Origin of the sequence: Marinobacter gudaonensis (genome assembly GCF_900115175.1) — a bacterium.
Classification (GTDB): Bacteria; Pseudomonadota; Gammaproteobacteria; order Pseudomonadales; family Oleiphilaceae; genus Marinobacter; species Marinobacter gudaonensis.
The window spans coordinates 2,695,291-2,708,946 of the sequence record NZ_FOYV01000001.1; the positions used below are offsets into that span (position 1 = coordinate 2,695,291).

General features: G+C 59.1%; 10 protein-coding genes. 4 read left to right on the top strand and 6 right to left on the bottom strand.

What is annotated here, in order from left to right; translation table 11 throughout:
• Positions 1-11: 11 nt before the first annotated feature.
• The 4 genes from BM344_RS12145 to BM344_RS12160 form a co-directional block, all read right to left on the bottom strand.
• Positions 12-875 carry a formate dehydrogenase accessory sulfurtransferase FdhD gene (locus tag BM344_RS12145; protein ID WP_228143614.1) on the bottom strand — a complete coding sequence of 288 codons (864 nt, stop codon included), beginning with the start codon at positions 873-875 and terminating at the stop codon, positions 12-14.
• Between the two features lie 152 nt (positions 876-1,027).
• Entirely contained in the window at positions 1,028-1,840 is an 813-nt protein-coding gene (locus tag BM344_RS12150) for a substrate-binding domain-containing protein (protein ID WP_091990159.1), read from the bottom strand.
• Between the two features lie 32 nt (positions 1,841-1,872).
• A complete protein-coding gene (locus BM344_RS12155) occupies positions 1,873-2,616 on the bottom strand; it encodes an ATP-binding cassette domain-containing protein (protein WP_091990163.1) in 744 nt (247 codons plus the stop codon).
• The gene (locus tag BM344_RS12160; protein ID WP_091990166.1) at positions 2,613-3,314 is read right to left on the bottom strand and encodes an ABC transporter permease; all 702 of its coding nucleotides are present in this window, start codon (positions 3,312-3,314) and stop codon (positions 2,613-2,615) included. Before BM344_RS12160 ends, BM344_RS12155 begins: the two co-directional genes overlap by 4 nt.
• Positions 3,315-3,431: 117 nt before the next feature.
• Here BM344_RS12160 and BM344_RS12165 point away from each other — a divergent pair, with 117 nt between their 5' ends.
• The 4 genes from BM344_RS12165 (at position 3,432) to BM344_RS12180 (ending at position 11,748) form a co-directional block, all read left to right on the top strand.
• Positions 3,432-4,316 carry a helix-turn-helix transcriptional regulator gene (locus BM344_RS12165; protein ID WP_091990168.1) on the top strand — a complete coding sequence of 295 codons (885 nt, stop codon included), beginning with the start codon at positions 3,432-3,434 and terminating at the stop codon, positions 4,314-4,316.
• A gap of 40 nt (positions 4,317-4,356) precedes the next feature.
• Positions 4,357-5,508 (top strand): putative sulfate/molybdate transporter, encoded by a 1,152-nt coding sequence (locus BM344_RS12170; RefSeq protein WP_091990172.1) that lies wholly within the window; start codon positions 4,357-4,359, stop codon positions 5,506-5,508.
• A gap of 112 nt (positions 5,509-5,620) precedes the next feature.
• A complete protein-coding gene (locus BM344_RS12175) occupies positions 5,621-9,187 on the top strand; it encodes an EAL domain-containing protein (RefSeq protein WP_091990174.1) in 3,567 nt (1,188 codons plus the stop codon).
• 11 nt (positions 9,188-9,198) lie between these two features.
• Positions 9,199-11,748 carry a bifunctional diguanylate cyclase/phosphodiesterase gene (locus BM344_RS12180; protein WP_091990176.1) on the top strand — a complete coding sequence of 850 codons (2,550 nt, stop codon included), beginning with the start codon at positions 9,199-9,201 and terminating at the stop codon, positions 11,746-11,748.
• A gap of 22 nt (positions 11,749-11,770) precedes the next feature.
• Here BM344_RS12180 and BM344_RS12185 read toward each other — a convergent pair whose 3' ends face one another.
• Both BM344_RS12185 and BM344_RS12190 read right to left on the bottom strand, forming a co-directional pair.
• Complete coding sequence (locus BM344_RS12185; protein ID WP_091990179.1) at positions 11,771-12,640, bottom strand: alpha/beta hydrolase; 870 nt, start codon at positions 12,638-12,640, stop codon at positions 11,771-11,773.
• The gene (locus BM344_RS12190; RefSeq protein WP_139229639.1) at positions 12,627-13,625 is read right to left on the bottom strand and encodes a hypothetical protein; all 999 of its coding nucleotides are present in this window, start codon (positions 13,623-13,625) and stop codon (positions 12,627-12,629) included. The genes BM344_RS12185 and BM344_RS12190 overlap by 14 nt, the downstream gene beginning before the upstream one ends.
• Between the last annotated feature and the right edge of the window lie 31 nt (positions 13,626-13,656).

The following is a 13,656-nucleotide window of genomic DNA, read 5'->3' on the forward strand; positions in this document are numbered from 1 at the left end:
GGTTGCCTCCGTCAGTCGTCCCGAGCGCCCTTGCGGCGCATTTTCTTGTCCTCTTCGGGCACCTGTGACAGGTCCTGGTCGTACACCAGCCGATGCTGACCACTGAGGCAGGTGAACTTCCGGCCGCGCATGCGCCCGATCAGGGTCAGCCCCACCTGGCGGGCAATGTCCACGCCCCAGGCGGTGAACCCCGAGCGGCTGATCAAGGTGGGGATGCCCATCAGGGAGGTCTTGATCACCATTTCCGAGGTCAGGCGGCCGGTGGTGTAAAGCACCTTGTCTTCGGGCGAAATGTTGTTCTGGTGCATCCAGCCGGCGATCTTGTCCACCGCATTGTGGCGCCCGACATCCTCCATGTAGGCCAGGATCTTACGGCCCTGGCAGAGTGCGGTGCCGTGGATGGCGCCGGTCTCCATGTACAGGCTGGGGGTGTGGTTGATCTGGAACGACAGATCGTAAAAGGTGCTGGTGTGTACCGGAGTATCCGGCAGTTCCAGCCCCTCCAGGCCCGCCATCATGTCACCAAACACCGTGCCCACGGCACAACCTGAGGTGCGTGTTTTCTTCTCCAGCTTGTCCTCGACATTGGTCATGCCGGCGGTTCTGACTACCGCCACTTCCAATTCTTCGTCGTAGTCGATGCCGGTGACCTCATCCCGAGATGTCAGCATGCCCTGGTTCAGGAGAAACCCCAGCGCCAGGTATTCCGGGTGGTCGCCGATGGTCATGGCGGTCACGATTTCCTGGCTGTTCAGGTAGATGGTCAAGGGGCGTTCTTCGATCACGCTGATCGATTTCGGTTGGCCGGTTTCGTCAACACCCTCTACGGCGCGGGACAGGCGGGGATCTTTCGGGTCTGGGAGTATGGGATCCATCGTCATTTTTGTTGTGGCCGTTCCGGAATGTTTCAGAGTGGGTTATCTACGGAGATTGCCAGAGATTAGCCTATTTGGCGTTTGGGAAAAACAGCGGTTGATCAAGCATAAAAAAACCCGGCCGGGGCCGGGCTCTCGTCGAGACGGGATGGTTACTTCGCGTTCGGGAAGAACAACTGCTGTCCGTTCACCTTGAAGTCGGCAATGGCCTGCTGGCCTGCCTCCGAAATCAGCCAGTTGTGCCATTGTTCCGCGAGGTCATGCTTGGGCCCCGGGTGCTTTTCCTTTGTCAGAAGGAGGCTGCCATACTGGTTGAACATGGCGGGATCGCCGGCATAGAGCAGCTGGAGATTCTGCGGATTCTTGAAGGCCACCCAGGTGGCTCTGTCAGACATCACGTAGGCATCCATGGCAGCGGCCGTGTTAAGGGTGGCGCCCATGCCGCTGCCCAATTCGCGGTGCCAGTCGCCGCTCGGTACCACTCCGGCATTCTCCCACAGACGCAGTTCGGCCCGGTTGGTGCCGCTGTCATCACCGCGGGACGCAAAGGGCGCTTCCGCCTCGGCGATGGCTGCGAAGGCCTCGGCGGCACTCTGTGCGTCGCTGATGCCGGCGGGATCCTCAGACGGTCCAATCAGTACAAAATCGTTGTACATGACATCGGCGCGCTCAGTGGCAAAACCGTTCTCGACAAAGCGTTTCTCGCCGGCGGTGTCGTGGACCAGAAGGCTGTCAGCATCGCCCCGACGCGCGATTTCAAAGGCCTGCCCGGTACCGACGGCAACGACGCGGACATCAATGCCGGTGGCCTCTTTGAACTTCGGAATGATGGCGTCAAACAGTCCGGAATTCTGGGTCGAGGTCGTCGAAGCCAGGGTAATATACTCCTCCACCTGGGCGCTCAGGGGCTGGCCCAGGCTCAGGGTCGCTACGCAGGCCAGTATCAGATTCAATGCTCTCTTCATCCTGTTTTCTCCTGTCGTGGGTTCAAGCTGGACTAGTCAACCAGTTCTCCGGAAAGGTAGGCCCGACCCTCGCGGGACGCGGGCGATTGGAAAAACGTCTGTGCGGGTGTGTGCTCGCGGACCTGCCCGCCGGAGAGGAACAGCACATCGCTGGCCAGTCGTCGTGCCTGGTGAAGGTCGTGGGTGGTCATCACGATGCGGGTGCCCTGGTTGTGGAATTCCAGTACCGAAGCTTCAACGGCCTTAATGGCGGCGGGGTCGAGCGCGGAGGTGGGCTCGTCCAGGAACAGGACTTGCGGGCGGAGTACCCAGGCGCGGGCCAGGGCAAGCCGCTGCTGCTCACCGCCGGACAGTACTCGTGCGGGGGTGTGGGCGCGGGCGGTGAGACCGAACCGTTCGAGCGCCTCCGCCACCAGCTTGGTGCGAGTTCTGCGCGCCGCGTTGTTTACCGCCAGGGCATGGACCAGATTGGCCATGGCCGAACGGCGCAGCAGCACCGGCTGCTGGAACACCATGGCCTGCCTCGGGCGAATGCCGGTAGACCAGGATACCTGGCCCAAGGTGGGGGTGAGCAGGCCGTGAGCCAATCGGAGCAGGAGGCTTTTTCCGGCGCCGTTGGGGCCCATGACCAGGGTGGGGCCGGCGCCGTCGAGCACAAACGAGCAGGGGCCCAGAAGCGTTTTTTCCTGGTGGCTGAAGGTCACCTTGTCAAAGTGCAGGGCGGGCGCAGGGGATAGTAGCGTGGCCGCGGTGAAAAGCCCGTTGAGGGAGGTCATCCTGCGCGCCTCCTCGCTGTCTCGCCCACCAGATAGACGGTGGCGTTAATCAGCATAACCAGTGTCAGCAGGACAATGCCGAGCCCCAGGGCCAGGGGCAGGTTGCCCTTGCCGGTCTCCAGTACGATGGCGGTGGTCATCACCCGGGTAATGCCGTCGATGTTGCCACCGACCATCATGACGGCGCCCACCTCGGCACTGGCGCGCCCGAACCCGGCGAGCAGTATCGTCAGCAAGGCAAAACGGGCGTCCCAGAGCAGCGTTGGCATCATGCGCAGGCGAGACATGCCGAGAGACACCAGTTGCTCCCGATACTCGCCCAGAAGCTCCTCCACTTTCTGCCTGGAGAGAGCGGCCAGAATGGGCAGGACCAGCACGACCTGGGCGATGACCATGGCGCCGGGTGTGAACAGCAGCCCGAACTCGCCCAGTGGCCCGGCCCGGGACAGCAGCAGGTACACCATCAGGCCGGCAACGACTGGCGGCAACCCCATCAGGGCGTTGAGCACCACCACGACGCCGCCGCGCCCCGGAAATCGCCATAGCGCCACGGCCGCGCCGAGGGGAAACCCCAGCACAGCTGCAATCACGACGGCCATCAGCGAGACCTGCAAAGACAGTCCCACAATCTGGAGCAGTGACGAATCTAGATTCAACAGTAGCGAGAGTGCTACATAAAACGCATTATTATTGTCCACAACCGCGTCTCCTCACCGTTGAGCATCCTGGCGCTTTTCACTACGCTTTGCACAGCGTTGTGAAATTAATGCAGTCAAAAACAGTCATACGCCTATCGCAGACCCCAGGAGAAGCCCATGCCCCTTCCCGCCTACCTCACCACGGCCGAAGCCGCCGAGTACCTCCGTCTGAAGGAGCGCAAGGTGTACGATCTGGTCAGCCAGGGCGTGATTCCGTGCGTGCGGGTAACCGGTAAGCTGTTGTTCCCTCGCCAGCGTATAGACCTGTGGCTGATGAACCACCTGGAGGGCGACGACGCCGTGAGCTCGCCAACCCCGCAGGTGCTGGCGGGCAGCCAGGATCCGCTGCTGGAGTGGGCGGTGAAAGAGAGCGGCGCCGAGCTGGCGCTGCTGTGCCAGGGCAGTGGCGACGGTGTCCAGCGGCTGGTGGATGGCCGGGCGATGCTGGCGGGCGTGCATATCTGGCACGCGGACAGCCAGAGCTACAACGATCCTGCCACCCTCGGCCTGAGTGGTATGCGGGACCTGGTGCTGATTCGTTGGGCCAGGCGCCAGCAGGGGCTGTTGCTGGCGGCGGACAACCCCCTCGGGCTGGCCCGGATTGAAGACCTTGCCCGCCCCGGTATCCGGCTGGCTCACCGCCAGCCCGACGCCGGCGTGAGCCATTTGCTGCAGGGGCTGCTTGCGCGCCACCGGATTGATGCCCGGCAACTGGATTGGGCAGTGCATCCATCGCTCAGCGAGGACGACCTTGCCTTGGCCATCCGCCAGGGCGAAGCCGATGTGGGCGTGGGTATTGAAGCGGCGGCCCGGCGCCAGGGATTGGCGTTCATTCCCCTGCAACAGGAGCATTTTGATGTGGCCATGCGCCGGCGCCATTACTTTGAGCCGGCCATGCAACGCCTGCTGGGGTTTGTAGGCAGCGAACGATTTGTTCAGCGCGCCGAGGCGTTAGGGGGGTATGATATAAGTGAGCTTGGCAAAGTTGTGTACAACGCTTGAACGACAACAATAAAAAGACCGTTAAGGCAGGAGCCCTCTGATGGGGTTGACCAAAAAGAATCTGATCACCGAGATCAGCGGCGCGCTGGGGGATATAGGTACGCTGCTGCCGCTGACGCTCGGGGCCATTGGCGTTGCCGGGCTGGCGCCAGTGCCCGTACTGCTGGGTTTTGCCCTGTTCTACATTGCCACAGGGCTGTATTACCGCTTGCCCGTGCCGGTACAGCCCATGAAAGCCGTGGCGGCGCTTCTTCTTACCACCCAGATGAGTGCCGGCAGCCTGATTGCAGGCGGCATGCTCATTGGTGCGATTCTGCTGGTTCTGGGTTCGACCGGCTGGATCAACCGGGCCGCACGGCTGGTGCCCGGCTCGGTCCTCAGCGGGCTGCAACTGGGGCTCGGGCTGCTGCTGGCCTGGATGAGCGTCGGATTGATCGTTACCTCCCCGATGGCGGGTCTGGTGACCCTGGCGGTCCTGATCCTTATGCTCAGGCTCTTGCCAGCCTGGCCCGCAGCGCTTGTAGGGCTCGCCGTGGCCCTGGGAATCGGGGTTTTGATCGGTGCCCCGGGATTGGCGCTGCCTGAGGCGTCTTCGCAGCCCCTCCCGCTGCCCCAACTGCCGTCCGTAGATGAGTGGCAGCAGGGCTTCTCCATGCTCGTACTGCCCCAACTGGCGCTGACCGTCACCAATGCCATTGTGCTGACGGCGCTGGTGGTCGGCGACTACTTTGGTGAGCAGGGCCACCGGGCCACACCGGCACGGCTGTCCGTGACCACCGGCCTGGCCAACCTGTGCCTGGCGCCTTTCGGCGCCTTGCCCATGTGCCACGGCGCCGGCGGGGTCGCGGCCCATTACCGTTTTGGTGCCCGCACCGGTCTGGCACCGGTGGTCCTCGGTTCTTGTCTGTTATTGGTAGCGCTGGTGCCCGGCGGACTGTCGTTCATTGCTGCGGTTCCGGCGGCCGGGCTTGGTGCCCTGCTGCTGGTTGCGGCGGTGGAACTAGGTTTTTCCCGCAGGCTCAGGGTTGCCAAACCGTCCTGCTGGCCGGTCATTGGCGTAACGGCTCTGGTCACTTTCTGGGCGGATCCGTTTTTTGGCTTGATTGCCGGTGTGGCCGCCGAGACGTTCCGCGCGGCGTGGCTGCGGGGGCTTGGTTCAGAGGCCCGGGAATCCGGGGATTCCACGGGCTGAGGCGCATAATCCGTCAATTCCGGACCAGTCAACTACAATGAATTGAGAAGCCGGGAAAACCGATTGCTCCAGCCTTCCCGCCGATGATGCCCGCCCACCGAGGTAATGGACAATGAACGGTGCGAATCGTTTGTTTTCTGCCCGGCTTGCCACCTTTGCCGCTGCCCCTGTGCTGGCGCTTCTGGCCGGTTTGGGCAATATCTTTTCGGTAAGCCTCGCCTTCGGCGTTGATCTCATTTTCGGGCCGATCTTTGTCTTTATTGCCGTTGCTTTCCTGAGCCTGCCCGCGGCACTGGCGGTGGCGGGAGCATGTGGAGCGGCCACCTGGTTTATGTGGGGGCATCCCTACGCAGCCCTGGTCTTTGCTCTGGAAGCGGCGATTGTTTTTGGATTGAGCCGCCGCAGAGGCAAGTCGCTGCTCAGCGCGGATATCCTGTTCTGGATCCTGGCGGGTATGCCCATTACCCTGCTGTACCTAACGCAGATCATTGCCCTGCCGTTCGAGTCTTCCTGGCTGATTACCCTGAAGCAGTTCATCAACGCCGTTTTCAATGTGCTGGTGGCCAGCCTTGCCGTCCTGCTGATCAATATAGGGCTCGGACGCTTTTCCCGGTTTTATCTGGGGCGCCAGCAGATCAAGAACATCCTGTTTCACTCGCTGGTGGCGCTCATCCTCGGTGCGGGCACTGTGCCTATCATCCAGTCGAGCAAGCACGATGAGCGAAACACGGAGAACCTTCTGGTCGCTCGCCTGTCGGGCCTGCTGAACCACCTGGCCACCGATGTGGAGCTGTCCGAGCGACCGGCAGACGAGGTTCTTTCAGATTTTGTGGCCCGGCCAAGAATCGATTCCTCCCTGGCCTTCGCGATACTCGATCCCTTCGGAACGGTCGTCGCAAGCAACGGTGGGCCCTGGACAGACCAGCTTCGGCCAACCTCTGCGCCCATGAAAGACGGCGAGCTGCGCTTTCTGGAACCACCGGGCAATCTCTCGTTCGTTCAGGCGTTACGGCAGGGTCGCTATCAGATGGTTCAGTCGGTAAACAACGGTGAGCCACTCACGGTGGTGGTTCAGGCACCCTCGGGCCCTGTTGCCGCCCAACTGGCGGGTGCAGCCTTCAAACTGGTGGTACTGCTCGGCGTGCTGCTGCTTCTGGGTATCCTCGCCTCCCAGATCCTCAGTCGGGTGCTCACGGCGCCGATCTGGCGGCTCTCGACGGCTTTGAACAGTTCAACCAACGGCATCGTGATAACCGATCTGGAAGGCCGGGTGGAGTGGCTTAACGAGGGGTTTACCCGCATTTCCGGATACGGCATTGAGGATATGAAGGGCCGCAAACTCGCCCCCGTTCTGGCGAACGCGGGTGCGGACGAGGAGGCGGTAACAAGAATTCGCCGGGCGCTGGCAGACAGGCGCAGTTTTGAAGAAGAAGTAACCAATCGCGGAAAGGATGGGTTGCCCTACTGGGTTCGCATCAACTGTGAGCCCTTGCGTGCGGAGAACGGCGGCATCACCGGCTTTATTGCGGTGGAAACCGAGGTGACAGAACAGAGAAGGATGTCCGAGCTCGAGCTGTTTGGGCGAGAGGCACTGGAAAAGCTGGCCAGGCGGGGGGCGCTGGAAGAGGTCTATCGTACGGTCCTGGCCAACCTTGAATCCATGATCCGGGTACGCTGTGTGATTGAACTGGGCGGGCCCGACTGCGAAGCAAACACTTACTTTCCGCCTGCTTCGTACCTTCTGGTGGGTAAAGGGAGTATTGCAGCGCTGGCGAGCAGACCCTGGCAGGTGGTGCCTGTTCGCGATTCCCAGGGGCTTCGACTGGGGAGTCTTCGGATCCTGCGGCTGGTTGGTGGCCCGCAAACGCCGTGGGAGGTGGATGTTATCAATCGTGCCTGCCAGGTGATCTCGATTGCCACCGAGCGCTTCATGTCTGACCGGAAACTTCAGGAGACTGCCAGCGTTTTTCGACACGTGGACGAAGGTATTTTCCTGACCGATTCCGACTTTGTGATCGTGGATGTGAACGCCGCCTTCAGCCAGATAACGGGCTGCCCGATTGACGAGGCGGCGGGCTGCAAAGTTGAGTCGCTGTTTCCCGATCAGGACACGGCCTTTCTGAGCCCGGCGGTGCTCGTTGCGCTGGACCAGTTTGGCCAGTGGCAGGGAGAAACCGCGCTGACCAACAAACGGGGCGATGTCGTCGAACTGGTCCTGAAAATCAGCGCAATCAGGGGCGAGCGTGGCGCGGTTCGCCGATACATTTTTCTGATCAGTGACATCACCGAGCTGAAAACCTACCAGCGCCAGCTAGAGAGCATGGCGAGGTACGACGCGCTGACCGGATTGCCCAACAGGGTGCTCCTCGGCGATCGGCTCGACCAGGCCATGCGTCAGGCCGAACGCAATCGCAAGCGGCTGGCCGTGCTGTTTCTTGATCTGGACGGGTTCAAGCAGGTGAACGACACCCTGGGCCATGAAAGCGGTGACCAGTTGCTCCAGATTGTCACCCACCGGATCTCCGCGGAGTTACGGGACAGCGACACCTTCTCACGCTTCGGTGGCGATGAGTTTGTGATTGTGTTGCCAGAGCTTGAGAAACAGGAAACCGCGGATGATGTGGTCCGGAGGATTCTCTCAGCGGTGTCGAAGGACGTGCTTTTATCCGGGCGGAGGGTAGATATCACAGCAAGCATAGGCCTGACGTTCTATCCCCAGAAAGACGAACTGGATGCTGATCAGCTACTGCGCCAGGCCGATCAGGCTATGTACGCCGCCAAACAGCAGGGTCGTAACGGCTACCAGTATTTCGACACCGAGAACGACAAGGCGGTTCGGGAGTTCCACGAGTCGGTAAGCCAGGTGAGCTTGGCCCTGCAGAACAACGAGTTTGTGCTCTACTACCAGCCCAAGGTCAACATGAGAACCGGCGCTGTGATTGGACTGGAAGCCCTGATCCGCTGGCAGCATCCTGAACTCGGGCTGGTGGCGCCGGGCGAGTTCCTGCCACTGATTGAACATCATGCGCTGAGTGTCAGCGTGGGCGAATGGGTGCTCGATGCAGCAATGCGACAGATGGCTGCGTGGCGGGACCAGGGCCTTGAGGTTCCAGTGAGCGTGAACATCAACTCCTTCCACTTGCGACAGAAACACTTTGCCTGTCGCCTGAAAGACATCCTCGAGCGATACCCCTCGGTGCCGGCCGGCGAGCTGGAACTGGAGATTGTCGAGACGTCTGCACTGGAAGACTTGGAGACGGTTTCTGAACTGATCCACGAATGCCGGGCGCTGGGTGTGGTGTTTTCACTGGATGACTTCGGCACAGGATACTCTTCACTTTCCTACCTCCGGCGGCTGCCCGTAGAGAAACTGAAGATTGACATGAGTTTCGTACGCGACATGCTGCGCGATCCTAACGATTTTGCCATTGTGCAGGGCATACTTGGACTTGCCGACTCGTTCGGCCTTGACGTCATCGCGGAAGGTGTCGAGACGCCGGACCACAGCGCCAGATTGATGGATATTGGGTGTCTCTACGGCCAGGGTTACGGTATTGCCAAACCGATGCCCGGCGACCATGTTCGGCATTGGGCCGAGCAATGGCGGGAGAATTTTCCCGATGGCCTGCAGCAGGCAGGCTCACTTCCAGCTATAGTAGGCGCCAATGCACCGAAATAACGCGGCTTTCCATGCAGTTCCAGTTCGCTGATACCAGTACGTCTTTCGAGTACGCCGTCGTCGGTCAGTATTCGGCGCCGCTGGTAGTAGTTTCTGTTCTGGTAGCTGTGCTTGCTGCCTTTGCCAGTGTCAGCCATGTGGATCTTATCAGGGCCTCTGGTTCGCGTAGTGCAAGGCGTCTTTGGCACTTGATCGGCGCGTTCGCCATGGGGCTGGGGGTGTGGACCATGCACTTTGTCGGCATGGTTGCGTTTCGTCTGCCCATGAACGTTTACTTCGATCCCCTGTTGACGCTGGCTTCCATTGTGCCTGTCGTATTTTCCGGTTACATCGGGTTGAGTGTGTTACAGCGCGCAGAACCGAAGCTGGGTTCCATTCTTCTGGGTGGTGCCCTGATGGGGGCGGGCATTGGTGTGATGCACTACATCGGCATGGGCGGAATGCTTGTTGAAGCCCAGATGGTGTACCGGCCAACGCTATTTTTTGCCTCTGTTCTGGCTGCTGTTGTGATGGCCAGCCTCGCGCTCAGTGTACCCAGGATGATCCGTAAGCTCAGGAAACGGTTGCCGGTCCAGGCGTCCGGCGTCGCTTTCAAAATCGTAACGGCGATTTTTATGGGCTTGGCCATTTCGAGCCTGCATTACGTGGCGATGGCTGCCACCGACTTCATCCCCGCCGATGGCATCGCTTCGGGTATCCCGTCCGGGGACATAATTGACCAAACGTTAATTGCGGTGTTTGCGGTTATCGCCAGTGTTTTTATCCTCGTGGTATCCACCATTACGGTCATTCTGCGTCATCGAATTCTGGCCTCGGAGGCGTTGGCCGCGCGCTCGGAAAGGGAGGCGCAACGTATGGATGACCGGTTCCGGAAGCTGGTTAGCCGATTGCCGGGCATGGTTTACGAGTTCCAGATGGACGCGGACGGCCACGCCCACTTCCCCTACGCCAGCGAAGCCATTGAATCGGTGTTGGGTGTCAGAGCCACCGATGTTCAACTGGATGTGAATGTGGTTTTCAGGCGTGTTCACCCTGATGATATTGAGGGCTTGCGGGCTTCCATTCGCCAGTCTGCAGAGAACCTGACCGTCTGGCGGCACGAGTTCCGGGTTCGACTGCAGGGTGAGGAGCGTTGGCTTCTGGGTAACTCGATCCCCGATCGACAACATGATGGCAGTACCGTATGGAGCGGTTTTATCACCGACATCACGGAGCAGAAGCGATCAGAAGAGCGAATACACCAACTGGCTTTCTACGACGAACTTACCGGTTTACCGAATCGCCGATTATTCGAGGATCGCATCGATCGTGCCATTGCAGCCTCGGCCAGACACGGGCAGTTTGGCGCGTTGCTCTACATTGATCTGGACGACTTCAAAACGCTCAACGACAGTCTCGGTCACTCCTTTGGCGATCGACTGTTGATCAGTCTCGCGCGGCTGTTGACCGAGAACCTCCGGGAATGCGACACGGTCGCCCGACTCGGCGGTGATGAGTTCGTGATCATTGCCAACGAGTTGGGTGCCACCGAAGAAAGTGCGGCCCGGAATGCGGAAAAGCTTTCGGAAACCCTGCTCAGAATCCTCGGCGAGCCGGTCAATCTCGGCGGCTACGATTACCGGTGTGAGGCGAGCATGGGCATCGTCCTGTTCGAGGGCGACGATCTGTCCCGTGAAGAGTTGCTCAAAAGGGCCGACGCCGCCATGTACGAGGCAAAGTCGGTAGGCCGGAGCAGGGTGCGGTTCCACGACCCGGGCGTGCAGTCGATACTGGAATCCCGTTTTCGCCTGGAAATTGAGCTCCGGCGCGCCATTGAACGTCAGGAGCTGACACTTGTTTATCAGACACAGGTGGGGCTGGCAGGGCAGTGTGAGGGGGTGGAAGTGCTGCTGCGTTGGCATCATCCGGAGCTCGGATACATACCGCCGTCCGAATTTATCCCGATTGCCGAAGCAAACGGCCTGATTCTGCCCCTGGGACAGTGGGTGATGGACGCGGCCTGTGCCCAACTTGCCCGTTGGTCTGGGGATCCCGATCTTGGTTCCCTGATCCTCTCGGTGAACGTCAGCTCGAAACAGTTCCACGAACCCGACTTTGTTGTGATGGTCATGGAAACGATCGGACGGCATGGCATCAATCCCGCCCGCCTATGCCTTGAGGTGACCGAATCCATGGTTCTGGACGATCTGGATGATGCCCTGGTGAAAATGACCGCGCTCAGGGAAACCGGCATCCGGATCGCCATGGACGATTTTGGCACCGGCTATTCTTCCATGGCTTATCTGTCCAGCCTGCCGTTCGATGAAGTCAAGATCGACAAGGCCTTCGTACAGAAGGCCGAGCACGACGTTTCCGGGGGCGAATGGGTGATTATAGAAACCATTATCACGCTGTCTCACAAACTGGGCATGAAGGTGGTGGCCGAGGGCGTGGAAACGGCCGAGCAGCACCGGCTGCTGAGCGAACTGGGCTGCGATCGGTTTCAGGGGTTTTATTTCGGCCGGCCGGTGGATATTGATGCTTTTGCGCGGGGGCGGGCTGAGGTCTTCGTGGGGCAGTAGACTCCACCGAGCCGCTGTTGCTTTAATCAACCACGACTGAGTACAGTTTCTGGCGTTCCTTCTCCCAACAACAGGTGTGCCCGAACCCCTCGACAACTTCCAGCTCGGGCCTTGCATACACCGGGAACCTTGATATGTAGGACTCTGCCACTTCCTTTGGAACCGTAACGTCCCTGCCACCAATAAAGTGAAACTGCGGGACTCTCTGCAGGGATCGCCAGTAATCTGCGGGATTGAGTGAGGCATGCAAAGGAGTGACGTTGTGATAATCCGTCCAAACCCTGTGGTCGAGGGTTCCCGCAACTGTGATTAATCTCACCACATCGTCGCGATTTGCCGCAACCAGAGCTGCGATGGCACCGCCACCAGAAAACCCGACCAGCTTGATATCGGTGGCATGGTAGATGCGCTTTAATTCAGTGATCGCCCGATTCATGGAGCGAACAACCTCAGAAGAAAAGCGGGCCTCTGTCCAGACACTCGGATTACAGTTGGTGTTGATATCTTTCATGAATTGGCACGGTCGAGCCAGGTAAGCTGTATTCCCTGAGGTGTGGCCAAGTGCCACTCTTAACCACATCAAGTCCGTGGGGGTCGGATCATCAGAGACTTCAGTTCGGGTTTTCCAGGCGAGTCCATCCCCTTCAATATAAATGGTTAGCGGCTTCTGCCTTTCAGGATTGAGCTCGACAAAAGACCGGACTTTAAACGGCTCTGTATCCAGGATGATTGACTGCCAACCATGATCCGATACCAGGCCCTCTGCACGGGCAATTCTTTCGCCGGGAGTTGGGATGGTGGAGCATCCAGTAAGCAACAAGACGCCCAACAGAACCAGATTTGGCATCGTGAATAAAGAACAGGCCTGGCCTTCGCTTTTAGCTTTCGTCATTTCTGGCGAGCGTCTTTGCGCTGTCTTTCACGAAGAATTCATCGCGATATTTGTTGCCGACCGTTTCCAATAGCTCCATCTTCTGCCGCTCGGACAAGCCGTCGAGCTTGCCGGCGGTTGACAATTTTTCCCAATCGATCCCGGCTTCCGTGTGAAAGTTTTTGAACGTCCACATGATTCTCTTAACCGAATCCAGTGACTCGTCTCCGTCATCAATCAACCACAGAAAAAGGTTCACTGTAGGCGCTTCCGATTCCCGTAGTCGCCAGCCCTGCTCATAAATATCGAGCGTGTAGCGAGTAATGTGCTCGAGATACCACGTGTCGAGGTACTTGTCCTGATTGTTTGTCCATTCCAGGACCACTTCATAGTCTGGATTGTTGAATATGTCCTCGATAACTGGACCATCCACAATATTTTGATCAAGAAGCTCTTCAACGTGGGCGAGCAAAGCATTGCGCTTGATAGGCTTGTGCGGGAAGGGTACAGGCGCATTGGCTTCTCGGTGCACTTCATTGATCAGGCCCAGGCAATAAAATTTACTCTTTCTTCCCGGGACATCACGAAATGAGTAATCAAAAGTCGCGTTCTGATACTGTGGATCATGGGAGATCCGCGCCATTAATCTGCCGATTTTTCTACTGTCAGTGTCGGGGCCTTTGTGTCGAAGCACGACGACCCTGTGAAACAGCGGTATTCGCTCTTCCAACGGTTTGGCCATGACTCTGCCACTGAAGCCCCCCAGCATTTTCCTGCCATCGGGGTCAACGAAAACCACTTCGCCATGGTTATAGGGATTCTCCAACTGATCGGGATTGGAACTGCCCATGAACGACATGAGCCATGAGATGGGCTCGATCGGGTAGGTCAGGACAATATCGCCGGGCTGGAATGCCTCGCTATCGGGAGGTGAAAAGGAGGGCAGCGGTTCGCGAACGGGTATGTAGGTCAGCCTGCTGCAAGAAGACAGCAGGCTGGAGATCACGATAAAGAGTATAAGTCTTATAAGAACAGAA

What these genes read in the sequence shown, in the direction of transcription:
- BM344_RS12150 (WP_091990159.1), bottom strand. Translation starts at nt 1,840, where the DNA reads ATGAAGAGAGCATTGAATCTGATACTGGCCTGCGTAGCGACCCTGAGC.
- BM344_RS12155 (WP_091990163.1), bottom strand. Translation starts at nt 2,616, where the DNA reads ATGACCTCCCTCAACGGGCTTTTCACCGCGGCCACGCTACTATCCCCT.
- BM344_RS12165 (WP_091990168.1), top strand. Translation starts at nt 3,432, where the DNA reads ATGCCCCTTCCCGCCTACCTCACCACGGCCGAAGCCGCCGAGTACCTC.
- BM344_RS12180 (WP_091990176.1), top strand. Translation starts at nt 9,199, where the DNA reads ATGCAGTTCCAGTTCGCTGATACCAGTACGTCTTTCGAGTACGCCGTC.
- BM344_RS12185 (WP_091990179.1), bottom strand. Translation starts at nt 12,640, where the DNA reads ATGACGAAAGCTAAAAGCGAAGGCCAGGCCTGTTCTTTATTCACGATG.
- BM344_RS12145 (WP_228143614.1), bottom strand. Translation starts at nt 875, where the DNA reads ATGGATCCCATACTCCCAGACCCGAAAGATCCCCGCCTGTCCCGCGCC.
- BM344_RS12170 (WP_091990172.1), top strand. Translation starts at nt 4,357, where the DNA reads ATGGGGTTGACCAAAAAGAATCTGATCACCGAGATCAGCGGCGCGCTG.
- BM344_RS12175 (WP_091990174.1), top strand. Translation starts at nt 5,621, where the DNA reads ATGAACGGTGCGAATCGTTTGTTTTCTGCCCGGCTTGCCACCTTTGCC.